The 25,233-nt window shown below is 59.2% G+C and carries 20 protein-coding genes; 10 read left to right on the top strand and 10 right to left on the bottom strand.

Going from position 1 to position 25,233, the window contains the following annotated elements; genetic code table 11:
- The first annotated feature begins 104 nt into the window (after positions 1-104).
- Complete coding sequence (locus CQ009_RS19105; protein WP_105708178.1) at positions 105-2,351, top strand: TonB-dependent siderophore receptor; 2,247 nt, start codon at positions 105-107, stop codon at positions 2,349-2,351.
- Between the two features lie 226 nt (positions 2,352-2,577).
- Complete coding sequence (locus CQ009_RS19100) at positions 2,578-2,787, top strand: hypothetical protein (protein WP_064391119.1); 210 nt, start codon at positions 2,578-2,580, stop codon at positions 2,785-2,787.
- Positions 2,788-2,872: 85 nt separating this feature from the next.
- Here the strand turns inward: CQ009_RS19100 and CQ009_RS19095 are convergent, their stop codons facing one another.
- The 3 genes from CQ009_RS19095 to zapE all read right to left on the bottom strand — a co-directional run bounded on the left by CQ009_RS19095 (position 2,873) and on the right by zapE (position 5,289).
- Positions 2,873-3,370 (bottom strand): GNAT family N-acetyltransferase, encoded by a 498-nt coding sequence (locus CQ009_RS19095; RefSeq protein WP_064391118.1) that lies wholly within the window; start codon positions 3,368-3,370, stop codon positions 2,873-2,875.
- A gap of 201 nt (positions 3,371-3,571) precedes the next feature.
- Positions 3,572-4,153, bottom strand: a complete 582-nt coding sequence (locus CQ009_RS19090) for a DinB family protein (RefSeq protein ID WP_105708239.1) — start codon at positions 4,151-4,153, stop codon at positions 3,572-3,574.
- Between the two features lie 17 nt (positions 4,154-4,170).
- Positions 4,171-5,289, bottom strand: coding sequence for a cell division protein ZapE (gene zapE / locus CQ009_RS19085; RefSeq protein ID WP_105708176.1), 1,119 nt, complete (start codon positions 5,287-5,289; stop codon positions 4,171-4,173).
- Between the two features lie 224 nt (positions 5,290-5,513).
- On the opposite strand from zapE, the gene CQ009_RS19080 reads away from it, so the two are divergent.
- Complete coding sequence (locus CQ009_RS19080) at positions 5,514-6,566, top strand: aldo/keto reductase (RefSeq protein WP_105708174.1); 1,053 nt, start codon at positions 5,514-5,516, stop codon at positions 6,564-6,566.
- A gap of 81 nt (positions 6,567-6,647) precedes the next feature.
- Here the strand turns inward: CQ009_RS19080 and speB are convergent, their stop codons facing one another.
- Complete coding sequence (gene speB, locus CQ009_RS19075; protein ID WP_105708172.1) at positions 6,648-7,607, bottom strand: agmatinase; 960 nt, start codon at positions 7,605-7,607, stop codon at positions 6,648-6,650.
- 16 nt (positions 7,608-7,623) lie between these two features.
- Complete coding sequence (locus tag CQ009_RS19070) at positions 7,624-8,715, bottom strand: polyamine ABC transporter substrate-binding protein (RefSeq protein ID WP_105708236.1); 1,092 nt, start codon at positions 8,713-8,715, stop codon at positions 7,624-7,626.
- A gap of 99 nt (positions 8,716-8,814) precedes the next feature.
- On the opposite strand from CQ009_RS19070, the gene CQ009_RS19065 reads away from it, so the two are divergent.
- The 3 genes from CQ009_RS19065 (at position 8,815) to CQ009_RS19050 (ending at position 11,937) form a co-directional block, all read left to right on the top strand.
- Complete coding sequence (locus tag CQ009_RS19065) at positions 8,815-9,741, top strand: LysR family transcriptional regulator (protein ID WP_105708170.1); 927 nt, start codon at positions 8,815-8,817, stop codon at positions 9,739-9,741.
- 187 nt (positions 9,742-9,928) lie between these two features.
- Positions 9,929-11,395, top strand: a complete 1,467-nt coding sequence (locus CQ009_RS19055) for a nucleobase:cation symporter-2 family protein (RefSeq protein ID WP_105708168.1) — start codon at positions 9,929-9,931, stop codon at positions 11,393-11,395.
- 68 nt (positions 11,396-11,463) lie between these two features.
- Positions 11,464-11,937, top strand: coding sequence for an LEA type 2 family protein (locus tag CQ009_RS19050; protein WP_105708166.1), 474 nt, complete (start codon positions 11,464-11,466; stop codon positions 11,935-11,937).
- Between the two features lie 180 nt (positions 11,938-12,117).
- On the opposite strand, the gene CQ009_RS19045 is transcribed toward CQ009_RS19050, so the two are convergent.
- Entirely contained in the window at positions 12,118-13,041 is a 924-nt protein-coding gene (locus CQ009_RS19045) for a carbon-nitrogen hydrolase family protein (protein WP_105708164.1), read from the bottom strand.
- Positions 13,042-13,125: 84 nt separating this feature from the next.
- Here CQ009_RS19045 and CQ009_RS19040 point away from each other — a divergent pair, with 84 nt between their 5' ends.
- Positions 13,126-14,034, top strand: a complete 909-nt coding sequence (locus CQ009_RS19040) for a LysR family transcriptional regulator (protein WP_105708162.1) — start codon at positions 13,126-13,128, stop codon at positions 14,032-14,034.
- Between the two features lie 6 nt (positions 14,035-14,040).
- Here CQ009_RS19040 and CQ009_RS19035 read toward each other — a convergent pair whose 3' ends face one another.
- Positions 14,041-14,295 carry a hypothetical protein gene (locus CQ009_RS19035; RefSeq protein WP_007917411.1) on the bottom strand — a complete coding sequence of 85 codons (255 nt, stop codon included), beginning with the start codon at positions 14,293-14,295 and terminating at the stop codon, positions 14,041-14,043.
- A gap of 154 nt (positions 14,296-14,449) precedes the next feature.
- On the opposite strand from CQ009_RS19035, the gene CQ009_RS19030 reads away from it, so the two are divergent.
- Positions 14,450-14,767, top strand: a complete 318-nt coding sequence (locus CQ009_RS19030) for a YqjD family protein (protein ID WP_016982860.1) — start codon at positions 14,450-14,452, stop codon at positions 14,765-14,767.
- Positions 14,768-14,839: 72 nt separating this feature from the next.
- On the opposite strand, the gene CQ009_RS19025 is transcribed toward CQ009_RS19030, so the two are convergent.
- A complete protein-coding gene (locus CQ009_RS19025) occupies positions 14,840-15,880 on the bottom strand; it encodes an Ldh family oxidoreductase (protein WP_064391109.1) in 1,041 nt (346 codons plus the stop codon).
- A 234-nt stretch (positions 15,881-16,114) separates the two neighbouring features.
- Here CQ009_RS19025 and CQ009_RS19020 point away from each other — a divergent pair, with 234 nt between their 5' ends.
- Positions 16,115-20,932 carry a dermonecrotic toxin domain-containing protein gene (locus tag CQ009_RS19020; protein ID WP_105708160.1) on the top strand — a complete coding sequence of 1,606 codons (4,818 nt, stop codon included), beginning with the start codon at positions 16,115-16,117 and terminating at the stop codon, positions 20,930-20,932.
- A gap of 56 nt (positions 20,933-20,988) precedes the next feature.
- On the opposite strand, the gene CQ009_RS19015 is transcribed toward CQ009_RS19020, so the two are convergent.
- Positions 20,989-21,258 carry a PepSY domain-containing protein gene (locus CQ009_RS19015; protein WP_064391107.1) on the bottom strand — a complete coding sequence of 90 codons (270 nt, stop codon included), beginning with the start codon at positions 21,256-21,258 and terminating at the stop codon, positions 20,989-20,991.
- A gap of 152 nt (positions 21,259-21,410) precedes the next feature.
- On the opposite strand from CQ009_RS19015, the gene CQ009_RS19010 reads away from it, so the two are divergent.
- Entirely contained in the window at positions 21,411-22,412 is a 1,002-nt protein-coding gene (locus tag CQ009_RS19010) for a FecR family protein (RefSeq protein WP_105708157.1), read from the top strand.
- Positions 22,413-22,639: 227 nt separating this feature from the next.
- Here the strand turns inward: CQ009_RS19010 and CQ009_RS19005 are convergent, their stop codons facing one another.
- A complete protein-coding gene (locus tag CQ009_RS19005; RefSeq protein WP_105708155.1) occupies positions 22,640-24,985 on the bottom strand; it encodes an acylase in 2,346 nt (781 codons plus the stop codon).
- Positions 24,986-25,233: the final 248 nt, after the last annotated feature.

The following is a 25,233-nucleotide window of genomic DNA, read 5'->3' as shown; positions in this document are numbered from 1 at the left end:
ACGCTTTCAAATAATAATATTTCTCGTTTGACACTAAATCGCAGGTCCTCGCTTCGTCTTTGAACAAACGGATTTTTTCCCTCGAAGACAAGGAGTCGGCTGCGATGTTCGCGCCCATCACCCGTTCCATGACCCTCACGCTTGGCATGTGCAGCGCTGCTTTGAGCGCCGAACTGCTGGCTGAAAACGCGACTGAAAAATCGCCAGAGCCCGCCAGTTCAGCACTGGAACTGGCCTCAACCAATGTCACTGCTCAAGGCCTGGGCACCACGACCGAAAACACCGATGCGTACACCACTGGTGCGATGAGCACCGCGACACGGATGAACCTGTCGATCAAGGAAACACCGCAATCGGTGTCGGTGGTGACTCGCCAACAGATGGATGATTTCAAACTCGGTACATTGTCCGAGGCCATGAAACAGACCACCGGTATTGTCGTACAACACCTTGACTCGGACCGAGTCGACTATTCCTCGCGCGGCTATTCAATCAACAATTTCCAGATTGACGGCATGCTCAACACCTTCGACCGGATGAAATCCGATTCCGACACCATCATCTACGACCGCATCGAAGTGGTTCGCGGGGCGACGGGGTTGACCACCGGTGCAGGCGACCCTTCGGCGACCATCAACATGGTGCGCAAACGACCGACCACCCGGTTACAGGCGCTGGCCGGCGTCAGCGGCGGCAGCTACGACGATTACTACAGCTACGTCGACGTCGGTGGCCCGCTGGCCTTCGACGGCCGCTTGCGTGGACGGACGGTACTGGCTTATCGCGACAGCCAGTCAATCCGCGACAAATACGCGCTGCAACGCGAAGTCGGCTACGGCATTCTCGAAGCCGACCTGAGCGAGTCCACTGTGCTGGCCGTCGGTTACGACTATCAGGACAAACACGTGCAAGGCACCGCCTGGGGCACCGTACCGTACTGGAATGCCGATGGCAGCAAAGCCGGACTCGGTCGCTCGACCAACATGGCGACTTCGTGGAGTTCCTGGCCGCTGCGCGACAAGACCGCTTTCGCCACGCTCGACCAGCAACTGGCAGCGGGCTGGCATCTGAAAGCCGCGTATACCCATCGCAACAGTGACAGCGACGGTAAGACTTACTACGGCGGTGGCGGCTTCCCCGAAGCCGACCGCAGCGGCATGAGCGCCTACATGGGGCACATGATCGGCGAGCAGAGCATGAAGGCTTATGACTTCAACGTCTCGGGCCCCTATTCACTGCTCGGACGCGAACACGAAATGATGTTCGGCTATGGCGAAGCCGAGCGCCGCGCCGATTCGCCCTATGCCTACGACGGCCCGCGTGCAGCGGATTACGAAAGCATCCGTGACTGGAAGTACATGGGCGATATCGCCAAATTCCCTGATACCGTTACCGGCCTGAGCGGCTCAAAAGGCAAAACCCGGCAAAAGGCCGGTTATCTGGCAACACGCCTGAGTTTCACTGACCGATTACATGCCGTGCTCGGCAGCCGCTACGGCAGTTGGGAGGAATCCAGTCGGGACAGCTACTACAACAGTCAGTTGCAGTTGACCAGGGTCGATGCCACCAGTCAGAGCCAGAACGACGTCTGGACACCTTATGCCGGCCTGCTCTATGACCTGACACCGGAATACACCGCGTACGTCAGCTACACCGACATCTTCAAACCGCAGAGCAATCGCGACAGCAGTCGCAACTACCTCGATCCGGTCGTTGGCAGCAATTACGAACTGGGTCTCAAGGGCAGCCTGTTGGAGGAGCGCCTGAACCTGTCGACAGCGTTGTTCTGGAGCAAACAGGACAACGTTGCCGAAATCGACGATTCGGTCGCACCGGATCCCGTCACCGGCGAGGAGTTCTACAAGAGCGGCGGCAAGGGTAACAAGGTCAATGGTTTCGAAGCCGAGGTCTCGGGTGAAATTCTCAATGGCTGGAACATGACCGCCGGCTACACCTACACCCACTCCGCCGATGGCGAAAAGCAACGCAGCAACACCAACCAGCCATTGAACATGTTCCGTTTGTCCACGGCGTATCGTTTGCCGGGCAACTGGAACGCCCTGACTGTCGGCGGCACCGTGAACTGGCAGAGCGACGTCTACCGCACCGCCAACCGCCCGGTCGGGCGCGGCGCCAACGGGCGGATCACCACCGAACGTACGCGGATCAATCAGGACGCCTACACCGTGGTCAACCTGATGTCGCGCTATGAGTTCGACAAGCACCTTTCGGCATCGCTGAACGTCGACAACCTGTTCGACAAGAAATATTACGACAACGTCGGCTTCTACAACGGCGTGTACTGGGGTGATCCACGCACAGTGACATTGAGCCTCGACTGGAAGCTCTGATCCCTTCAACAAGCCACTAACCCTGTGGCGAGGGGGCTTGCCCCCGTTGGACTGCGCAGCAGGCCCGTGCTTTTTGCCATCAAAAGCGCGAGTCGCTTCGCGACCCGACGGGGCAAGCCCTCTCGCCACAGGTGCACTTAACCCCGAGTTAATTGCGCGGGGAGAAAATCTCCCCCGAGTTCTGCTTCATGGACGAACGGCTCCGACTTGTTCAGTAGGAGGCACCATGAAAATCACTACCGCAATCCTTACCGGGCTATTCGCTCTGGGTTCTGCCAGCGTCTTTGCCGAAGGCGGCGCTGAGCGCATGCGTTATTACTACGACAACTTCCCGGTTCACCACGCCCCGAGCGAGCAGCAGAGCGACGCCAACGCGAAAGAAATTCGCGTTCCCGCCGATCAGACTGCGCAGGTGACCGAGTCCTATCGCAACTGAGATTCACCGAGCAACCGATGGACCTCCCAAGTCTCCGCTCTGGCCTGGGAGAAGACAGTTGGGCGCCCTCTTCGGGCGCCTTTTTTTATGCCTGCAGTTCCTTGATCCAGAAGAGCATGCGCCCGTGCTCCGGATTGAACATGCCTGGCGCGAAGCCGAATTTGCCGTAGGCGTTCTGCGCCACGGCGTTACCTTCGAGCACTTCGAGGGTGATCTTGCAGCAGCCGCGCTGGCGGGCGATGTCCTCGACTTTGCGTAGCATTTTCTGACTCAGACCAAGTCCACGAAATTTGCCTACCACCGCTACGTCGTGCACGTTGACCAAGGGTTTGCAGGCAAACGTCGAAAACCCCTCGAAACAGTTCACCAACCCTGCCGGCTCGCCACCGACAAAGGCCAGCACACTGAACGCGTGCGGTCGACGGGCCAATTCTTCCGGCAAGCGCCGTAGCAGATCGGGATCCAGCGAATGACCGCCACCCATAGGGTCTTCGGCGTAATGATTGAGCACGATGCCGATGGCCTCGGCGTGCAGTGGATTGGTGTAGCTGGCTTGAAGCACAAGAATCTCTGCGGAATCCATTTCCATCCCCGAACACACAAATGCCCCGGCGCGCAAAGTGCACGCTGATAGGCCGCTCGACCTTAGCGCGGGCGTGATCCGCCGGGCAACCCGCAAAAGCAAAAGATCAAAAGATCAAAAGATCGCAGCTTTCGGCAGCTCCTACATTGAAATACCGTACTCTCTGTAGGAGCTGCCGAAGGCTGCGATCTTTTGCTGTTATCAATGCCCCCAAATCAACGCTTCAGTCCAGCCGAGTTCGACGAAGTCCTGCGCACGCAGGGCACTTTCACCGGCACAAAAAAACTCGTCCAGTTGCGGCGGCTTCACCGACGTACCGCTAAGCATCGCGTGCACTTGGCCACGGTGATGGATCTGGTGCTCGAACAGGTGCGACAACATGCGCAGTCGGCTGTCGTGCTGCGGTGTGTCGCGGGCGATGGTGACGATGCGGGCAAGGTCCGCATCGCGTAATTGCTCGCAATAGGCGATCAGACGCCGATCAACGTGCGCCTGTTGTTCACGCAACGGGGCAGCTGCGGAGAACGGCTCGTCCTGATTGAAAAACACATAACAGTCAGGATGCGGCTCGGCGCCGCGCCGTTCGCGTTCCAATGCGTCAACGTAGAACCAGTCGCAGGTCAGGATGTGATTGAGGGTCAGGCGAATACTCGGGAAGAAACTCACCCGGGGCGCGGCCAGCTCGGCGTCGTCGAGTTGCGACCAGGCCTTGGCCAAGCGGTGATTGGCCCAGGCGTTTTGATAGGCCATGGTCAGCAAGTGATGGGATAGCGGTTGACTCATGGTGGCGCCCTCTTCACTCAAGCGTTGGCAAAACGCTGCAATTGCATCTCCTGCAAGCGGCTGAGGGTCCGGCGGAAGGGAAATTCCAGATAACCCTCGGTGTACAACGCGTCCATTGGCACCTGCGCCTCGATGTACAGCGGCACTTTGCGGTCGTAGCACTCGTCGACCAGCGCAATGAAGCGGCGCACGCCGTCGTCATGCACTGACAATTGCGGCAGCTCGCGATCCCCGGCGATCACCCGCTGAGCGCCGTCCTCGGTGCCTCGGGCAATGCGGCCTTCGCGTTTCCGGGCGCTGAGATTGGGCGCGTCGCTCATCAGAATAGCCCGGTAGCTATCGCACAGCGCGATGAAATCCATGGCGGCAAACGGTTGTTCGCAAAGATCAGCGTAGCGGCACCACAGCACCGACTCACTGGCCTGAACCACGTTCAGAATCCGATGGCCGACCGGCACGGGTTCGCTGCTGGAACTCTGTCCCTGTGTCAGCGCCTGAAACACCTCGCTCAGTGCGCTGGCCGAATCCGGCGTGGTGACAAAGTAACGTTGCTCGATGGCGCCAGGGTGCAAGCGATGGTCCTCGGCGCCATTGACCGGGACAACTTGCATATGCGCCTTGATCGCGGTAATCGCCGGGGTAAAGCGGTCACGATTGAAACCATCGGCATACAGTTCATCTGGCGGCAGATTGGAGGTGCAAACCACGACGACGCCCTCGTCGAACATCACCTGAAACAAACGGCCGAGAATGATCGCGTCGCCGATGTCATTGACGAACAGTTCGTCGAAACACAGGACCCGCACTTCATTCGCCAGTTCTTTGGCCAGCGCGCGCAACGGGTCGGCGATGCCGGTCAACTGGAAAGAACGCTGATGCACCCAGCCCATGAAATGATGAAAGTGTTGACGCCGGGCCGGCACCCGCAGGCTCTGATAGAACTGATCCATCAGCCAGGTCTTGCCGCGCCCGACCGGCCCCCACAGATAAACGCCGGTGACCGAACGGTCACCGGCATGCAAGGCTTCGTGGCATTTCTGTAACACCCAGACCGCGTGTTCCTGGGCTTCATCCTGGATGAAGCCCTTGTGTTGAACAGCGTTTTGCCAGGCACTTAAAGGGGAGTCGAAAGTCATGCGCGGCAGTATGCCACGATGCTCACAGGGAGATATCCAGCCGTGCGGTTTTCCCCTGCTGGTTACGCTGGCCTGCCGGCAATGGCGACAGCGCAAGCTTGCACTGCGATGACTGACCGTCGAGCGGCATGCGTCTTGACAGCAAATATTACCAGCATCATATTGACCTCATATTTCGCTCGTAATTTTATTTCCACTGAGCGATCTTCATCGAGGGCGTTGCCATGCACTACAAGGTTTTTGGCCGTAAAACCGGCCTGCGCGTTTCAGAATTGGCGCTGGGCGCCGGCAACTTCGGCACCGGTTGGGGCCATGGCGCGGAACGTGATGAAGCCAAACGCATCTTTGATGGCTATCTCGATGCCGGGGGCAACTTCATTGATACCGCCAATGGCTATCAAGGTGGGCAATCGGAATCGATGCTCAGTGAATTCATTGCCCCGGAGCGTGATCATCTGGTGATCGCCACCAAATACAGCATGGGTACTACACCGGCAGACGGCATTTCCCACACCGGCAACAGCCGTAAAAATATGGTGCGCGCGGTCGAAGAGAGTCTGAAACGCCTGAACACCGATCACATTGATCTGTTCTGGGCGCATATCAGCGATGGCGTGACGCCCATGGAAGAAATCCTGCGTGGGTTTGATGACCTTGTACGCGCGGGGAAAATTCATTACGCCGGACTGTCAAACTTTCCGGCATGGCGCATTGCTCGCGCCGACCTGCTCGCGGAGATCCGCGGCTTCGCGCCAATTGCGGCGATTCAGGTCGAATACAGCCTGGCCGAACGTAGCGCCGAGCGCGAATTGCTGCCCATGGCTGAAGCCCTGGGTTTGGCAGCCACGCTGTGGTCACCACTGGGCGGCGGCTTCCTCACCGGCAAATATCGCAACAGCGATGACAACAACCGTGCCGCCAAACTCGGCATGTTGGTGCATGCGGAAAAAAGCGCGCGGGAAACCGCCCTCCTCGACACCTTGCTTGCCGTCGCCGCAGAACTCGACGCCAGCCCGACCCACGTCGCCATTGCCTGGCTGCGGGAAAAAGCCAAACGCTCGACCACTGCGCTGATTCCGATCCTTGGGTCGCGCACCCGTGAACAACTCGATGCCACCCTGGGTGCACTCGACGTGCAATTGAGCGATGACCAACTGGCCCGACTCGATGTCGTCAGCAGCACGGCGGCGGGTGTTCCCCACGAGACGATTGTCAGCTCGACACCGCGTTTTACCGGCTCGCAGATACTGGATTTGCCTAAGGTTCCGGTGGCGTAAGAGGGTGGGAGTCTGCTCACGAAGGCGCTAGGTCAGTTAGAAACAGACTGGCTGAACTGGCGTCTTTGCGAGCAGGCTCAATCAGTGATCGACTTTGTGTCGGGCGGCGTAGAGGCAGAGCATTTCCATCGCCAACGTGGCGGCGGCCAGTGAGGTGACGTCGGCGTGATCGTACGCCGGGGCGACTTCGACAACGTCCATGCCGACCAGATTGATTCCGCGCAAACCACCGAGAATCTCCAGTGCCTGCACCGTACTCAGACCACCGCACACCGGCGTCCCGGTGCCGGGCGCGAAGGCCGGGTCGAGGCAGTCGATATCGAACGTCAGGTACACCGGGTTATCGCCGACCCGTGCGCGAATCGCTTCGACAATCGCCTCGCAGCCACGCCGGTGCACTTGTCGTGCATCGAGCACTTGAAACCCCATGTGATCATCATTGGTGGTGCGCAAGCCGATCTGCACCGAACGCGCCGGATCAACCAGCCCCTCACGCGCGGCATGCCAGAACATGGTGCCGTGATCGACACGCTTGCCCTCCTCGTCCGGCCAGGTGTCGCTGTGCGCATCGAAATGGATCAGCGACAGCGTGCCATATTTGCGCGCATGGGCTTTGAGCAGCGGGTAACTGATGAAATGGTCGCCGCCGAAGGTGAGCATGGCGCTGCCGGCATTGAGAATGTGCTCGGCATGAGCTTCGATGCTTTCCGGGATGCTGTGCGGTGAGCCGTAATCGAAATTGCAGTCGCCATAATCGACGACGGCCAAATGATCGAACGGGTCGAACGCCCACGGCCAGTGGCGCTCCCAGGCAATCCCGGTGGACGCCGCGCGAATCCCGCGTGGCCCGAAACGTGCGCCGGGACGGTTGCTGGTGGCGGTGTCGAACGGTACGCCGCTGACAGCGACATCGACGCCGCGCAAATCCCGGCTGTAGCGCCGGCGCATGAAACTGGTGATGCCGGCGTAGGTGCTTTCGGCGGCGGTGCCGTAGAGGCTATCGCGAGTCATCGCCTGATCGTTCTGCATTGGCACGTCCATCTCGGCGCTCCTTTTGTTATTGATGGCTACGGAAAGTGGTCCACAGACGCGTACGCTGACGCATGTCCTTGAGGCTCATGCTGCGGTCGGCGTACAGCCGATTACGCACGTCGGCCGGTGGGTAGATGTCGGGGTCATTGCGCACCGCCTCATCCACCAGCGGTGTCGCTGCCTGGTTGGCAGTGGCAAAAAACAGCGTGTTGGTCAGCTCGGCCACCGAGTCGGGGCGCAACATGAACTCGATGAACGCGCGCGCGGCCTGGGGATGCGGCGCATCCTTGGGAATCGCCAGATTGTCCTGCCAGACCAGCGTGCCTTCCTTCGGAATGCGATAAGCCACTTCGAACGGTTTGTTGGCCTTGCGCGCCTGGTCGGCGGCCATGCTTGCGTCACCGTTGTAGGTCAGTGCCAGGCAAACATTGCCGCTGGCCAGATCATTGATCTGCCGACCGGTGGCGACATAGAGCACTGACGGTTGCAGTTTCTGCAACAACGCCTCGGCGGCGGCAAGATCATGCTTGTCGGTGCTGTAGGGATCTTTGCCCAGATAGTGCAGCGCCAGGCCGATGACCTCTTGAGGCGAATCGAGGATCGCAATCCCGCAGTCCTTGAGCTTGATCGCGTATTCGGGCCTGAACAGCAGATCAAGGCTGTTCAGCGGCACATCGGGCAGCCGCTGCTGCACCGCTTCGACGTTGATGCCCAAGCCCAGAGTGCCCCAGGTATAAGGCACGCCATAACGGTTGCCGGGGTCGACAGCGGCAAGTTTTTCCAGCAGATCCGGATCAAGATTGGCGTAGCCCTTGAGTCCCTCACGGGCGATCTCCTTCATGGCCCCCGCCGCCAAACCGCGCGCCAGCACACTGGACGACGGCACCACCACGTCGTAACCGCTGCCGCCAGTGAGCAGTTTGGTTTCCAGTACCTCAGAGGTATCGAAGGTGTCGTAACGCACGTGAATGCCGGTTTCCTGCTCGAAACGCTGCAGGGTTTGCGGCGGCACGTAATCGGCCCAGCTATAGAGATTGAGGGTTTTCTCCTCGGCCTGAGCATTGATGACCACGGACAACAACAGCGCGGGGAAACACAGCTTGAACACGGGAGCCATGACGAACACCTGACCGGAGAAAGTGGTGGCAGAATGCGCCGTCGCATACATTAGAAAAATAGCCGAATAATTATCCTGACTTTACCCCGGAGTAATGTGATGCTCGGTCAACTCCACGATGTCGATCTGCAGTTGCTGCGCCTGTTCGTCCGCGTGGTTGAATGCGGCGGTTTCAGCGCCGCACAGGGTGATCTGGGTCTGAGTCAATCAAGCATCAGCCAGCAAATGGCCAAACTCGAAACCCGCCTCGGCTATCGCCTGTGCAGCCGGGGCAAAGGAGGTTTCAGCGTGACGCCCAAAGGCGAGCAATTGTTGCTGGCGGCACGCAGTCTGTTTGAATCGATCGAAACGTTTCGCCATCAATCCAACGGTGTCGCTGGACGCTTGATCGGCGAAGTGCGTCTGGGCATTTCCGAGGCGGTCGAACAATCGGTACTGCAGCGCGTCGCCGAGGCGATCCGGCGGTTTCGCGAGCGTGACGAGTCGGTACGCATCGAGCTGATCAGCGCGATGCCCGGTGAGATGGAGCGCCTGCTGCTGCAACAGCGGCTGGACCTGGCGATCGGATATTTTTCGCAGGTGCAAAGTGCATTCGACTATTGCCAGTTATTCAGTGAAACCCAGCATTTGTATTGTGCGCCGGGGCATCCGTTATTCAGCGATCCGGCATCGGACGATGCGGCGCTTGACGCGTGCGACCGGGTCGATCATCCCTACCGTTTTCTACGCAGTGACGAGCCGTTTCAGGGCAAGGTCTGTTCGGCGCGTTCGGAACAAGTCGAAGGCACTCTCGCCTTTATCCTGTCGGGCAAACACGTCGGCTATCTGCCCGATCACTATGCGCGGGGCTGGCAGGACAAAGGGTTGTTGCGCACCGTGCGTGAAGGTGCGTTGAGCTTTGAGGTGGCGTTTCATCTGGCCCGGCATCGGGCGCAGGTGCCGGGGGATGCGCAAAAAGCGTTTGAACAGGACTTATTGGCCGCCTTCAAACCTGTGCAGGAGCTGCCGGAGGCTGCGATCTTTTGATCTTGATCCAAAAAAACAAAAACAAAAGATCGCAGCCTCCGGCAGCTCCTACAGAATGGGTTCGGCTCCTCACCCCAATAAAACCTGACCTTTCAGGCAATTATTGCTCGTTGCCCTCGCTGCCCTCTTCCGGCATTCTGCGCCTCCATTTTCTGACCCGGCCCCGCCTCACGGCGCGCAAAACACCATGACCGCCTCTGAAAAAGTCCCACGCAACAACGATCTGCTCTACGGCCTCAACGACCGTCCGCACCTGACCGCCACCGTGTTTGCCGCGCTGCAACACGTATTGGCCAGCTTTGTCGGCATCATCACCCCGACCCTGATCATGGGCGGCGCCCTCGGCCTGCACAGCGAAATCCCCTACCTGATCAGCATGGCGCTGTTCGTCTCTGGCCTCGGTACTTTCGTCCAGGCCAAGCGGTTCGGCCCGGTCGGTTCGGGGTTGTTGTGTCTGCAAGGCACCAGTTTTTCCTTTATCAGCGTGATTCTCAGCGCCGGATTCATGGTCAAGGCTCGCGGCGGCGGCACTGACGAGATTCTCTCGACAATCTTCGGTGTGTGCTTCTTCGCCGCGTTCATCGAAGTGGTGCTCAGCCAGTTCATCGGCAAACTGCGCATGCTGATCACGCCGGTAGTGACTGGCACAATCATCACCTTGATGGGCCTGTCGTTGATCAAAGTGGCGATGACCGACATTGCCGGCGGTTTTGGCGCAGCGGATCTGGGCGCATCCAGCCATCTGTTTCTCGCGGCACTGGTGATCGGCACGATTGTTGTGCTGAACCGCGTCGACGTGCCGTTCCTGCGCCTGGGCGCAATCGTCATCGGGCTGACGCTTGGCTACGTGGTGGCCTGGTTGATGGGCACGGTGGATTTCGCCTCGATGCCTGAGGTACCGCTGGTCAGCGTACCGGTGCCGTTCAAATACGGTTTCAATTTCGACTGGGTGGCTTTCGTCCCGGTCGCGGTGATTTTCCTCGTGTCGCCGCTGGAAGCTGCGGGCGATCTGACCGCCAACTCGATGATCTCGCGGCAACCGGTCAAAGGCCCGCTGTACATCCGCCGCATCAAGTCCGGCCTGCTCGCCGACGGCCTCAACTCGGCTATGGCTGCGGTGTTCAACAGCATGCCGATGGTGACCTTTGCGCAGAACAACGGGGTGATTCAGTTGACCGGTGTGGCCAGCCGTTACGTCGCCTTCTTCATTGCCGGTCTGCTGGTGATACTGGGCCTGTTCCCGATGATCGGCGCGGTGTTGCAGTTGATGCCAAAACCGGTGCTGGGTGGCGCCGAACTGGTGATGTTCGGCACCGTCGCCGTCGCCGGCATCAAGATCCTCGCTGAAGCCGGTCTGCATCGGCGCAACATGCTCATCGTTGCCATTTCGCTGGGCATGGGCCTGGGCATCGCGGCGGTACCGGAAGTCCTGCGTGAGCTGCCGCAAGCGCTGCGCAACATTTTCGAATCGCCGATCACCGTCGGGGCGTTGTGCGCTATCGTGCTGAACATCTTCCTGCCGGAAGAATTCATCGAGCTTGAAGAGGACGATTTCGATCCGGAAGCCTCTATTCTTCAGGTCATGGAAAACCCGGAGATGCCGGCCAAGGGTGAACCTGCCCGGCCAGCGGCTGTCGCACAGTTGAACCGATAACGTCTGGCCTTTTGATAGAAAGGGCTGCACCGGCAACGGTTCAGCCCTTTTTAGTTGAGAGACCGTTCATGCGCCGCCTACACGCCGTCATGCTGTCAATGCTTCTGCTGTCGCTCAGCGCCTGTGCGCTGTTCCCCAACCGTGATCCGGTGAACATCAACGTGGTCGGCCTCGAACCCTTGCCGAGCCAGGATCTGGAAGTTCGCTTCGCGATCAAGATTCGCGTACAGAACCCCAATGAAACGGCTATCGACTACAACGGCATCGCGCTGGATCTGGAGGTCAACGGCCATTCGCTGGCGTCCGGTGTCAGCGATCAGCGTGGCTCGATCGGGCGTTTTTCGGAAACCATCGTCAGCGTCCCGGTCAGCGTTTCGGCGTTCTCGGTACTGCGCCAGACACTCGGCCTGAGCCAGACGCAATCCCTCGACAACCTGCCTTACGTGCTGCGCGGCAAGCTCGCCGGTGGCGTGTTCGGCACCATGCGCTTTGTCGACAGCGGCACCCTGAGCCTGCCCAAGGCGACTGCCGCGACCTGGTAAAAATGCCGTAGTCTCCAACGTTTATTACTCACACTCATGGAGGCTGCAGGTTTATGGAAGGCACCCCACGCTGGACACCGAGCGGCTGATCCTGCGTCCGTTGAAATTGGCCGACGCCCAGGCGATACGAGTAGGAGCTGCCGCAGCCTGCGGCAGCTACAGGGTGTTGCAAGTCAACGATCAGGTGTTGAAGCGTACGCCGGGTTTCGCGCGCTCATCCACAGTCAACTCGAACACGTCCGGCCGCGCATAGTGCCCCACCACATCGTAGTCATACCGTGCGCGCACCAGTTCATCGGTGTCGATCTCGGCGGTCAACAGCCCGGCCTCACCGCGCAACGGCCCAGCCAGTACATCGCCCATCGGCCCGACAATCACGCTGCCGCCGGCAATCAATGGCCGATCCGCCGGCCAATTGGCAACGTCTATCCCCAAATCATTCGGCGACGCCTGCACCTGGCACGCACTGACCACGAAGCAGCGCCCTTCATGCGCAATGTGACGCATGCTGACCTGCCACATCTCGCGCTCATCCACGGTCGGCGCGCACCAGACCTCGATGCCCTTGGCGTACATCGCCGTGCGCAGCAATGGCATCATGTTTTCCCAGCAGACCACCGCGCCAAGCTTGCCGACCTGGCTGTCGAGCACCGGTAAGGTCGAGCCATCGCCCTTGCCCCAGATCAGCCGCTCGGTGCCGGTCGGCATCAGTTTGCGGTGTCTGGCCAGCAATCCGGTTTGCGGGGCGAAATACAGCACCGTGCAATACAAGGTGCTGCCCGCCCGCTCGATCACACCGATCACCAGATTGGCGCCGGTGCGTGCGGACAAACCGGCCAGTGCTTCGGTTTCCGCGCCCGGCACATCGATGGCGTTGGCGAAGTAACGCGCATAGGCCTCACGCCCCTCAGGCAATCGATAGCCCAATTGCGTGCCGAAACTTTCACCTTTCGGATAACCACCGAGCACGGCTTCCGGCATCACCACCAGTGCCGCGCCGGCTTCGATGATTGCGTTTTCCCAACCAAGAATCTGTTCCAGGGTTTGGCCTTTACCGCCGGGCAAGGCGCCGATTTGCAGGGCTGCAACAATTGACCTGGGCATCGCGATCACTCCATCAGCTTGAGAGGTTGCTGATTCTCCGGCGCCAAGGGATCATGAATAAAGCCCTGATCACTGCTGAATGATATGAGCCAAATGAATATCGCCAACGTCGACCTCAACCTGCTGAAAGTCTTCGAAGCCCTGCACGAGGAATCGAGCGCAAGCCGCGCGGCCCTGCGTCTGAACGTGACTCAATCGGCGGTCAGCGCGGCGCTGCGTCGATTGCGCGAGGTCTATGATGATCAGTTGTTCGTGCGTACCGGCCGTGGTCTGGCGCCGACACTCCGGGCCAATCAACTGAAACCGGTGGTCAGTGAGGCGCTGAACAAATGTCGGCAAAGCCTGGCCATGGTCGACCCGGCCGCCAATCAGTACGAAGGTCGCTCGGTGACGGTTGGCCTGTCGGATGATTTTGAAATTGCCTATGGTCGTCGCTTGATCGAGGAAATCGCCCGCAGTGCACCGAAACTGCGGCTGATCTTCCGCCAGACCCACAGTCAGATCGTCGCGCGGGCGTTGATGGAACGCAGTATCGACCTGGCAATCACCGCCGGCGGCTTTGCCGAACGCTTGCTCAGCCGGCAGGTATTGGGTGAAGGGGGTTACGCCTGCCTGGTCGACCCGGCGAGCCTTGCGCCGGGGCAGCAGCAAATCACTCTGGAGGAGTTTGTCGCTCGCGAGCACCTTCTGGTGTCGTCCGGCGGGTTTATCGGTATCACCGACGAAGGCCTGGCCGCGCTGGGCCTGAGCCGCCGGGTATGCGCGTCGACGACGCACTTCGCGGCGCTGCCCTATCTGCTCAAGGACAGTCAGGCAGTGGCAACGATTCCGACGCACGCCGCCGAGGGTATCGCCGCGCTCAGCGGTCTGGCAATACTGCCCTGCCCGCTGAACTTGCCGCGCTATCCGATCGAGCTGGGTTGGCGGACCAGTACGCAGATCGATCCAGTGGTCGTCAAAGTGCGCGAGGCGATTGCCGCCAGCTTCAGGTAAAAAGCCTTACTTGTTCGCCGCCATCAGGCGATTGACTTCACTGCGCACCATATTGGCGAATTCCGGCGGCGACATGCCGTCCAGCTCCGCACGCACCCACTCGGCCCACTTGCCTTTACGCTTGCCGCGCTCGCCGAACAGCCGCGCGGCCTCGCCTTTGGCTTTGCCCAGATTGTTCTGCCAGAGTTCGAACAGACGGGATTTCTCATCTTCCAGCGCTGCGCGCTCTGCGAGGGATTTGTCGGCCAGATTGAAACTCATGGGGAATTATCCTGCTGCGTAAAATGGCGACATCTTACACGCTCGACGGAAATCTCCTGCGCAGGTTTTTATTCATGACCTAAATTCAGTGCAACTTTTTACGCTGCGTCACACTCCATTGATCACTGTCCATTCACCTGTAAGGAGTCACCCAATGGCCCGCAAATCCGCCGTTCAAGCGGCCGAAGACCAAATCAAGGATCAGGCCTTCAGCGAACTTCAGGCTCTGATCGAAGAGTCGGACAAACTGCTCAAGAGCAGCGCATCGCTGGTCGGTGAAGAAGCGGAAACCCTGCGCGGGCAAATTGCCCTGAAACTGCAGCAGGCGCTGGACTCGGTTTCCAGCGTGCGCGACCGCACCAAGCCGGCCGTCGATGCCACTGAGAGCTACATTGGCGGTCATCCGTGGCAAACAGTGGCAATCTCGGCGGGCTTCGGCCTGGTGGTCGGGTTATTGCTCGGTCGTCGTTGAATCATCGCGAGCATGTAACAGACAAGAAAAAGGCGAGCCCCGTGGCTCGCCTTTTTCGTGTCCGGAACGCACTCAATCCGCGGCCAATTCGCGCAACTGCGCCAAGGTTTGCTCATCCAGCACAATGCCTTCGGCCATTGAGCGGGTGCGCTGCAGATGGCGGCGATCGCCCGGCAAGCGCTTCAATCCCACCCCATGCATCTGTCGCACCAGCTCCTGACTGCGCGCGGCAAAGTCCTGCCCCGCGGCTTTGCTCGGATCGATGACGATCAACAACTGACCTGTCCATGGCGTCCGCGCGCCCGGATGATTCGACCAGTCGAACTCGAAGGAAAAATGGCCCCCGGTCAATGCCGCCGCGAGTAACTCCACCATCATCGACAGCGCCGAGCCCTTGTGCCCGCCGAATGGCAGCAATGCCCCGCCCTCAAGAATGGCTTTCGGATCGCAGGTCGGCTGACCGAGGCCGTCCACGCCCATACCCGGTGGCAAGCGCTCGCCCTTGCGCGCGGCGATCTGCACATCACCATGGGCGATGGCGCTGGTTGCCAGGTCGAAGACGATCGGTGCGCCGCCGGCACGCGGGGCCGCGAATGCGATCGGATTGGTGCCGAACAGCGGCCGGTCGGCGCCGTGCGGCACCACGCAGGTCATGCTGTTGACCACGCTGAGCGCCACCAGACCTTCTTCGGCAAAAGGCTCGACGTCCGGCCAGAGCGCGGCAAAGTGATGGGAATTGCGAATTGCCAACACCGCGATCCCGGCGTTGCGTGCCTTTTCCACTAATAGCGGGCGGGCCGCCGCAAGCGCCGGTTGCGCAAAGCCGTTGCCGGCATCGACCCGCACGAACCCGGACGCCACGTCCTCAACCAGCGGCACGGCCTGACCGTTGACCCATCCGCTTTTAAGTGTCGAAACATAACCGGGGATACGAAACACGCCGTGACTGTGGGCGCCGTCACGTTCGGCACCGGCACAGTTGGCCGCCAGCGTGCGGGCGACGAGCGCGGACGTTCCGTGGCGCAGGAAAACCTTTTCGAGCAACTGCGTCAGCGCTTCGAGCGACAACGCGGGCGAGACAGCAGAAGACACAGCATCGTGTGGCGCAGACATCTGAAGCTCCAGACTAATTATTGGAGGGAACAACAGCGTACTAATAGCTTGCCCTGCGATTAACCACGTCAGGCCCGGGTGCTGTCAACCGTTCCGAAGCGCTCGCCGAAGCGCCCATGCACATTCGAGCCTCTAACGTGCGGTAACTATGTACCACCCTCTCTCATCGCAAGGCTTTTAGTCTGGCCGCTCAATTCACCGGCGCACTCAACGGCGCCTGATCGAGACCCGACAATGCCCGCTTCCGTTCCCCCGCTGCTGTTCCCCTTTTTTCTAGACTCTCCTGGCCTATGGGCCGGACTCCGCACTGCACACGACCTGTCCATCCGGGACTTCAACTGGCTGCAGCATGTAAAACTGGCCACCCAGGCCCTGCGCAGTCAGCAAACGCCGCCCATGCTTGTCCATCGCTTGCTGCTCAACACCGCAGAATCACCGGCGCTACCGCTGGCAGGCAGTTTCATCCTCAGCACCACCCCCGAAGACCGCGCTTTCCTGCTTTACACGCCGTTTGAAGGATTGCAGAAGTTCGCCAGCCTCAAGGTCCTGACCGAGCACCTCGAACAGCGCCTCAACGATGCTGACGAAGAGGATCGGTTACTGGCGTTTCTCGCCCTGTCGCAACGTAAATATCTGTTGGAAAAGCGCGGTATAACCGTAACCCCCCAGCTCATCGACGGCGATATATTCGATGATCAACGCGCAGCCCTCGAACACTGCCAAAGTCTCAATGCCCAGGCCTTGCTCGACGAACTGTTGCACCTGCCCGCGCTCGGCACGCTGCTTGAGAACATCCTCGCCGACCTGCTGGCATCAACGATGCCGGGTGTGAATCAGACGCAGACCCGCCTCGATTTTCACGCAGGCGCAGACAGCCCGGAAGCAACCCGCCCGAGACGCTGGCCCGATTCAATGACACTGGCTGATGCCGTGCTCCTGTATTACCGCCATGGCGGATGGCCCGCCGATCAGACCCATGTATTTTCCCATCCGCATCGGCTGGCCGAGGCTGACGATCAAATACATTGGGAGAGCGCAGTCAAAAACGTCTCCGTCAACCTGCTGGCGCAGCTGTACAAACAGATGGAGGTTTACTGGAACGGCGCAAGCGCCGATGGCCATACGCGCCATGCCTTCTTCACTCAGGCCCTCCGCCAGCAGGCGCTCACCGACATTATGCTCAAGCGCGAGGCGGGCATCATCGACGCGCAAAAATGCGCCGGCCTGTTGGCATGGATCGAACCCGATAGCGATTCCCCCCGGTTAGCCACGCTGGAAACCGTGCGTTTGTGGGAATACCAGCCCAACTTCGTCGAGCTGGCAGGTTCGCTGATGTTCAGCCACACCGACGCCTGCCTGTACACCCCATCTCAGGGTTTGCAGGTGCTCGCGGATTATCAGGATCTGAAAAATACCCTGCTGAGCAAGTTCAGCGCTGCCGGCCATGAGGAGGAACTTTATGGTTTGCTGAGCCTGGAGGAACGCCAAAAGTTTCTTGGCTTCGACGAACCTCATGTCTCAGGTGAAGTGATCGCTGGCGACATCTTTGCCGTGCTGCTGTCCGGCATCATCACCAAGCAACGCCAGAACATCGAATATGCCTTGCAGGTATTTCGTCACAGTGACGGTGCAGTAGACATCCGCGCGCTGTTCGATAAAGCGCTGGATGTCCGCTCGATGCTCCATGATCGCCTGCTCTCACTCGATACTGACGAGCGCTGGACTACCCGCCCGGCGCTCAGTGGCAGCCTGCTGCCATCGATGGTGACAGCGGATAGGGCGGCGGCCGAATTCAAGACGTTCACCAGTGTGCTGAGCGCCATCAGCGACGAATTTTTTGCACAGCCGCTAACAACGTCAGCGTTGCAAACCCAGTACCTGGGCAACATTAAAGACAAGCTGGCGCATGCGTTGTTTGTCGGCATGACCGGTGAGGCCAGAGTCCGCGTACTCAACGGTACGCTGCAGCATCATGAGCAAGCAATTGTCGACACGGTGTTCAACCCCGGCCAACCTGACCGCGCTCGACGCAAGGGCCTTAACGGCTTCCGTCCCGATGCCTTTTCACTCAGCTTGCAGGCCACCGGCCAGAGCGAGCTTTCGCCACTGGCGAACTGTCTCCTGCTGACCGAGCGCGGTGGCCTCGATAATCAGCATTCTGGGCACGCTATATTGTGGACCCCGGCGCTGGGCCTCGAAGTCTTCGGCTCGATTGATACAGCGCGGCAAGCCTTGAACCAGCGCCTGCTCAGCCCGGAAAAACGTCTGCTATTGCTGGAGAATCTCTCACCACTCAGCCAAGGTTTTCACCAGAATTTCCGTTTCGCTGACTTCCATTTGATCAGCGAAAACGTGCTGCATGACCGCATGCAATCGACGATCGAACACTTTCTCCAGCGAGGTAAATGGCTACGTGACCTGAAACTGCAGAAATCGGTAGAAGATCAAGCACTCAAGACCCTGAGCCTGCAAGTGATCGACAGCAATCTGCATCACGCCAGCGCATTGGCCAAAGCCCTCGGCAGGCAACAGTCGCTGCCGGTATGGCTGGGCATGGCCGCACTTGGCGATCAGCAACTGCACCTCGAAATACTTGAGCAGTGGTGCAACAGCGTCACTGATGACAAAGACTATCTGCACGGGCTGCCGACCCTGCATGACTATGTTCAGCAAACCCTGCAGTCATTGTTGTCCAGCCGTTTCCAGGCACCGGACCTTGATCCCCGGCACATCGCGATCACCCCGGTGCTGGCCTTGGCCGGTCCTGCCATGAGCCTCACCGATTTCGCCCTGAATCATAGCCACACCGCCCAGCAAACCAGCTTCAAGGTGACGTCGGGTACGAACGCCGTGCTGCCGAAGAATATCGACCAGCAAGCAATCCGCAGTCTGCTGCTATCGCTGGATATCGGCTCGACGTTCGCCAACAAGCTTACCAGCGCACTCTCAGCCAAAAATAGCGATGCCCAAGCGCGCCAACAGCGCTATGTCCGTCAGTTGCCCTGGCAACTGCTGCAACACGCTCATCAATTGAAACTGCAACAGCGGTTGAGCGCTATGGCCTTCGACCTGATCACTCAGGTACTCGACATGCCGGATGCCACCGCGCGCGCAAGGGTGCCGGGGGCCGATGCGCTGTTGCGTCCACTGGCGCTGATCAAAACCGCCGGAGCAAAAGCCGTCACCGCTCTTGGCATGTACCTGATCGGCCCCGCATCCGGCAAACCCGGGCCACAAGTGTTGTATACGCCGTACCACGGTGAACAAGCGTTCAGCGAATTTGCCGATGAAGCTGCTGTCATCTCCGCCCTCAACATTCCGGGGGCACTACAGAACTTGCTGCTGCGACGGTTGCCCGCCAGCGAACAATCGATATTCGGCGCGCTGTTCAAGGACAGTATCGGGCAAACCAGCGAAATCACCCTGGCGTCAAAAGCTGTCGACGGCAATGCGCTGATGCAACTGTTCAGTGACAACCTTGCGTTGTTGCCACGCTTGCTGAGCAGTCATTCGTTGCCGTCGGCACAAGAGGACTGGGAAGTGGCGAAAAACCTTTTCAGCTCCGGCATCAAACTCGTTCGCGGACTGCTGCCGGGCAAACTCGCCTATGTGCAGTTTCTCTGGCAAGCCTTCAAGGACGCCATGAACTCCGCCGAGGCGCTACAGGATCATCACTGGAAGCGCGCACTGGAAACGTTCATTGCCGGCGCTGCGGAAATGATCTCTCTCGGTCGGCTGTCACTGGAATCGACATTGATTACAAAAGAAGCATCGATTCAGCAGGAGCCCGTCGCAACAACGCCCAGCGCGCCCAAATGGCAGGAGATTCGCCCCACTGCGGCGTCTCGCACTAATCTGCAAACGTTCGAAACACCCACGGTTGCGTTGAAAGACCTGACGCATAAAGTGGCGGATGGCACCTATGAGGATCTGCCGACGAAAACCCTCTATGCGCCGATCGCCGGCAAGGTCTATCCAGTGGAGAAGCCTGGAGCGGTCTGGCAGATCAAGGGAGCCGAACAGGCAGGCCCGGTATTGCAACACACGGCATCCCGACAGCTGATTATCGATACCGACCGGCACACCGTGCATTTCGGCAAAGCCTTGTCCAAAATGTACAACCGCCACGCCAACGAGCGAGAAGCCCGGGTCTGGTTGAACATCCAGGCTCAGGGCATGGCCGAGATTCGCGCAAGGCACCCGGAAAAGGCACGGATGTTGACCCAGGCCGTCGACATGGCCCGGTACTATGCGCTCAACAGCCTGCACAACATGGCACAACTGAAAAACCACGCCCCCGGGACGCGACTGGACACGTTCCTCAAATCGTTCTTCGGCGTGCAACGCATCGATGCCGACATTCTCGCCAAGATCAAAAAGACCATCGTGCCGATCTGCAATGCCCTGGTCGACCCTACCGAAGACCTGATGAACACCGACCGCTTCGTCGTCGGCTCGAACAAATACAGCAACAGCGGGCTGATCGCCTTCGTGCTTGATGACGACTCGCGGAAAATGGTGCATTTCACCGAAAAGTTCTTCAACCAGGAACTCGACTGGTACAAGGTCGGCCTCACCCAGCCGTTCAACGTCGAGGGGCATGCCCAGGCATCCACGCTGATCCATGAATTCGCCCATCAGGCCAACAAGGCAGTGGACATCGCGTCCCTCGAAGCCCGGCGGCCGTTCAGTGACCTGATTGCCACCATTACCGGTTACGGCGCGGCGATGAAAGAAAACCAGACGCGATTCCAGCGCGAAGCCCTGTCACTCGAAACACCGCGCGAGGAGCTGTTTGCACGCTGGAGCAATGAACTGCAGGAGTGGATCAGCTTCGATGAGATTCCAGGTATCGAGCATGTCGCCAAGGAAATTCTCAAAGTCACGCAGAGCCCAACCGTCGAGGATGCGCGAACGGCATTTCTGAGCAGATCCAATCCACACCCGCGCATCGACACAATTTTGCGCAACGCCGATTCGATCGCTTTTCTGATCTGCGAAATGGGTCGGCAACTTGACCCGGTTACCAGCCCGAATGAAGCGCTGAGCTGACAGACAAAAAATGCGCAGGCAAGGGTGCCTGCGCATCGCTTTATTACGCGGTGATATCAGTCTTTCTGATCGCGCAACACATTGCCCGAGGCACCGTCGATGCGGAACTCGTAGACCACGCCATCGGCTTTGCGCCCCTCGCCTTTCCAGTAACCGTTGTTGTCGGCTTCTATCTCATACACTTCGACGTAACCGGCCTTGGTCTTGATAATCTCGATAGCCTTCTCGATGGTGATCCATCCCGCACCCGGTCGGTCGGCCATGGCCGCGCCGGCACTCAACAAGGCGGCAGTGGCCACGAAAGCTGCGAAGGTTCTTTTGATCATTTTTTCACTCCATTTATGGATGATGTTCCTCAGACGTCCTGTTTTTGGGTGTCGGCGAGGAAAATAAGTTCCAAATTGATGGGTAATTGCCATGACGGTTGTTCTCGACCAACGGTTCGCAAGGTTAGAATGCAGCAAACCAGGATGAGTCAATGACCGAAGACACCCTCTCGGAAGCCGAATACGATGCGATCACCGATGCCGCCGCGCATTGGTGCATGCGTCTGCACGCAGTCGACTGCTCCGCCGAGGAGCGTTTGGCATTCGAGCAGTGGCGCGATGCGCATCCGCTCCATGCCTTCGAATATGAAGCCATGCTGGAAATCTGGGACGTCGCCGAGCATCTGCCGCGTCCGGAACCCGTCGAAACGCTGCCGGCCCTAAAACCGGCCCCGGCCTGGCATCCATACGCCGTCGCCGCCTGCGTATTCGCGCTGGGCCTGCCGCTGGCCGCCTACACCGGATGGAACATGGGCTGGCTGCCCAACAGCTATCAGCATTTCGAAGCCAGGGACAATGTCCGCCAGGTCACTTTGAACGATGGCAGTCAGGTCGAGCTGAACCTGAATACTGAGCTGACCTACAGCAACTACAAGGACGAGCGCCAGGTCACCCTGAAAAAGGGCGAAGCGTTTTTCAGCGTCAGTCACGACGTCACGCACCCCTTCATCGTCAAGGCTGCCGGAGGTCGAATCCGCGTCACCGGCACTCGCTTCAACGTGTGGATGTACGAAGATCTGGTACGCGTCAATCTGGTCGAAGGCTCGGTGCTGGTCACCAGCAACACGGCATTGCACGGCGATGGCCTGCGTCTCGGCCCGTCGATGCGGGCGCAGTACAGGCATGGCGACTACACGCCGCAAATCAGCCAGACCTACGCCAATGACAACTCAATGGCCTGGCGCAACGGTAAACTGGTCCTCGACAACCTCGCACTGAACGAAGCGCTCCCCCTGATCAACCGCTATCTGAACAACCCGCTGATGCTCGCCGACACCAGCACCGGCGCGATCCGCGTGGGCGGCGTTTACAACATCAAAGAGATCAACGGCCTCGTCAACTCCCTGCCCAAAGTGTTGCCGGTCTACCTGACCCGCAATGCTGAAGGCAATCCGGTAATCAACTCGATTCCCAAGCATCCACCGAAGCCCTGACAGCACCTGTGGCGTGGGGATTTATCCCCGATGGGTTGCGCAGCAGCCCCATGCAAATCTCGGTTCAGCCCTTCAAATCCTTCGCCACCTCGAATGTTCCAGCTGCTGCACAGCCCAAATACAGTGCACTGCATGCCGACCAGGTCCGGCGCCACAGACAATTGTCAGTAAAAAAAACCGCCGCCCTCAATCAGAGGACGGCGGCTTTCTCATACCGGTGCAGAGGCTTATTGCGCAGCCACCTTCGCCGCTTTATCTGCCGCTTCGCTGATGGTCTGTACCTGATACTGCGGATCGGCTTCGATCTGCTGTTGAGTGAAGGGCAAGACGCTCCATTGTTTCTTCGAAAACGCTTCGGTCTGGTCACGCGAGTATTTCGACGCCGGATCGCTGGACAGCGAGAAGGCCAGCAGCCCCTGAGCGTGCGGCCCTTTGTCATCAAAGGTCACCACTTGCAGATAGCTGGTACCGCTGACCACTTCGAGTTTGCCGTCTTCACGCGGGACACTCTGAATGGCGTTGTAGATGCCGAGAGTACCTGGCCCGCCATGAATCGCGGTTTGCTGACCGCCACTGCTGACCACTTGAATATCGCCCCAGCGGGTATCAGGCTTGATGCCCATTTTGCTGCTCAGTTCGAGCGAGGCCAACATCGCTTCGCGCACGGCTTTGCTGACGTCAGGCTGTTCGATGGCAAGCCCGCGCGGCGTGCTTTGCGCGGCCTTCGGGTCGAACGCGACACGCCAGATCTGCGGTGATTCCTGCAGGGTTTGCATGATGTTCTGGAAATGCACCAGGCCGCTGCCGGAGTCCAGGTTCGCGCGGCCGTCCCAGGCCTTGAGGCTGGCGCAGACCGGCTTCAGTTTGCTCGCGTCCGCACCAAGGTCATTCGCGCAGAATTTCAGCAGGTCCGGTAATACCTGGCTCGCCAGATAGACGTTGTCGTCCATCACCATCTGTTGCAGATCCTGCACCGCCAACGGACCTTTCTTCTCCAGCGAGGCGAGGCGATTCAGGGCGAAGCGCGAGCGCATGCCCAGCGGTTGGCTGTCCTGACTGATCAGCGGCGAGAAACCTGTCAGCGGTTGCACCGGGTTGGCCAGCCACGCGGAGTCGTTGGAATGCTGGACGAAGTCTTTTCGCAGCAATTGCGGCAACTGGCTGGAGGCATAAATGCCCGGCTGCGCGGCTTGCGGATCGATATCCCAGGCACAGCCGCTGTGAGAACCATCCAGCACGATCATCCGCAAGCCGGCACGCGGATCACTGCACTTGGCGAGCTTGTCGGCGCTGACGTTCGGCACTACTGACAGGTTCATGTACAGCGTCTGGCCCTTGTCATCTACCGCCAGTGTATTGACCCACGGAATGCCTTGAATCTTGTGTACCGAATCCTGCAGATCCTTGAGATTCGCGGCCCGGTTCATCGCATACCACTGATTGAGCACCCGGTCATTTTCGAGGTTGGCATCGCGCAGGCTGAACGCGTATTGATGATCCCAGTCAAGCTTGCCCGGCCACTGTACGATAGGCCCGAACTGCGAGCTGTAGATATCACGCGACACTGGCACGACCTGGCCATCCGCCTGTTTGACCTGCACGGTCACCGTCTGCTTGTTCAGCGGCAGTGATTTGCCGTCCAGCAGATAGCGCGTCGAATCCTTCGGATCGAGTTGCAGGCGATACAGGGTGAAGTGCTTGGAAGAGTCGACCGTGTGGGTCCAGGCCAGATGTTGATTGAAACCAATGTTGATCATTGGCAACCCCGGCAACGCAGCCCCCATGACGTCGAGTCTGCCAGGAATGGTCAGGTGCATCTGATAGAAACGCATACCACCGACCCAAGGGAAATGCGGGTTGGCCAGCAACATCCCTCGGCCATTGAAAGAGCGCTCGCTGCCCACCGCCACTGCGTTGCTGCCGCGATCCAGGGCAAAGCGTTGTTGACGCGTATCGGCCAGTTGCCAGGCGTGTGATTGCTGCACGACCTGCGCACTGGATTGCGGCGGTGTGGCGCCGGCCAGAGCCTCGGCGAACTGCCCGACACCGCCTTCAACCAGCAGACGACGGGTCAGTTTGACCAGGTCTTCGGTGGCGATATCACGGACCCATTCACCTTGGCATTGTTGCGGCAACCCTTGCTGACGACGCTCGGCGAGATAGTGGTTATAGCCGGCGACATAACCCTGCATCAGGTCGCGCACCTCGGTGGGTTGTGCCTGCCAGAATGCCTGCACTGCTTGGGGCGTGTTCAGCCAGGTGAAGAACACATCGCTGACCCGGTTTTCACGCTCCTCGACAGTGAACTGGTCCGGGCCGAAATAACGCGAGCGTTGGCCGTTCACTGTAACGATCTCATTGGCCAGCAAGCACAGGTTGTCCTGCGCATAGGCGTAGCCAATACCGAAACCCAGGCCGCGCTCGTTCTCGGCGCGAATGTGCGGCACACCAAAAGCGGTGCGACGAATATCGGCGCTGGCCTGCGTGGCGGGACTGAGCGCATGGGCTGACAGACTCAGCCCGAGAAACATGCCAGCAAGGGCCAACCCGGTTAACTGCCTGGAAATAATCACGCTCGCTCCTGATCGATAAGGCAAGGATCGGCCCGGGCATGGCGTTGAAAATACCTGTTTCGCCGGAGCCGATCTGAAATTGATGCACGCGCCTGGGCGCATTGCGGCTGTTCAGGAAACGAATCGGCGAAAAAAAATTTAGGCAGGCCGACAGCAATGTGGTGCCGTGATTACGGGGAAACGACAAATAAGCGACAAATTTTATACATATTGCCCTTCATGATTTGCCGTGCTGAAACGTCTTGTTT

This window comes from Pseudomonas sp. MYb2, from assembly GCF_002979955.1.
Lineage (GTDB): Bacteria > Pseudomonadota > Gammaproteobacteria > Pseudomonadales > Pseudomonadaceae > Aquipseudomonas.
Note: the sequence above shows the minus strand (reverse complement) of the source record. Positions and strands in the feature narration are given on the sequence as shown.

Coding starts and splice junctions, on each gene's coding strand:
- CQ009_RS19105 (WP_105708178.1), top strand. CDS start 105: ATGTTCGCGCCCATCACCCGTTCCATGACCCTCACGCTTGGCATGTGC.
- CQ009_RS19100 (WP_064391119.1), top strand. CDS start 2,578: ATGAAAATCACTACCGCAATCCTTACCGGGCTATTCGCTCTGGGTTCT.
- CQ009_RS19095 (WP_064391118.1), bottom strand. CDS start 3,370: ATGGATTCCGCAGAGATTCTTGTGCTTCAAGCCAGCTACACCAATCCA.
- CQ009_RS19090 (WP_105708239.1), bottom strand. CDS start 4,153: ATGAGTCAACCGCTATCCCATCACTTGCTGACCATGGCCTATCAAAAC.
- zapE (WP_105708176.1), bottom strand. CDS start 5,289: ATGACTTTCGACTCCCCTTTAAGTGCCTGGCAAAACGCTGTTCAACAC.
- CQ009_RS19080 (WP_105708174.1), top strand. CDS start 5,514: ATGCACTACAAGGTTTTTGGCCGTAAAACCGGCCTGCGCGTTTCAGAA.
- speB (WP_105708172.1), bottom strand. CDS start 7,607: ATGGACGTGCCAATGCAGAACGATCAGGCGATGACTCGCGATAGCCTC.
- CQ009_RS19070 (WP_105708236.1), bottom strand. CDS start 8,715: ATGGCTCCCGTGTTCAAGCTGTGTTTCCCCGCGCTGTTGTTGTCCGTG.
- CQ009_RS19065 (WP_105708170.1), top strand. CDS start 8,815: ATGCTCGGTCAACTCCACGATGTCGATCTGCAGTTGCTGCGCCTGTTC.
- CQ009_RS19055 (WP_105708168.1), top strand. CDS start 9,929: ATGACCGCCTCTGAAAAAGTCCCACGCAACAACGATCTGCTCTACGGC.
- CQ009_RS19050 (WP_105708166.1), top strand. CDS start 11,464: ATGCGCCGCCTACACGCCGTCATGCTGTCAATGCTTCTGCTGTCGCTC.
- CQ009_RS19045 (WP_105708164.1), bottom strand. CDS start 13,041: ATGCCCAGGTCAATTGTTGCAGCCCTGCAAATCGGCGCCTTGCCCGGC.
- CQ009_RS19040 (WP_105708162.1), top strand. CDS start 13,126: ATGAGCCAAATGAATATCGCCAACGTCGACCTCAACCTGCTGAAAGTC.
- CQ009_RS19035 (WP_007917411.1), bottom strand. CDS start 14,295: ATGAGTTTCAATCTGGCCGACAAATCCCTCGCAGAGCGCGCAGCGCTG.
- CQ009_RS19030 (WP_016982860.1), top strand. CDS start 14,450: ATGGCCCGCAAATCCGCCGTTCAAGCGGCCGAAGACCAAATCAAGGAT.
- CQ009_RS19025 (WP_064391109.1), bottom strand. CDS start 15,880: ATGTCTGCGCCACACGATGCTGTGTCTTCTGCTGTCTCGCCCGCGTTG.
- CQ009_RS19020 (WP_105708160.1), top strand. CDS start 16,115: ATGCCCGCTTCCGTTCCCCCGCTGCTGTTCCCCTTTTTTCTAGACTCT.
- CQ009_RS19015 (WP_064391107.1), bottom strand. CDS start 21,258: ATGATCAAAAGAACCTTCGCAGCTTTCGTGGCCACTGCCGCCTTGTTG.
- CQ009_RS19010 (WP_105708157.1), top strand. CDS start 21,411: ATGACCGAAGACACCCTCTCGGAAGCCGAATACGATGCGATCACCGAT.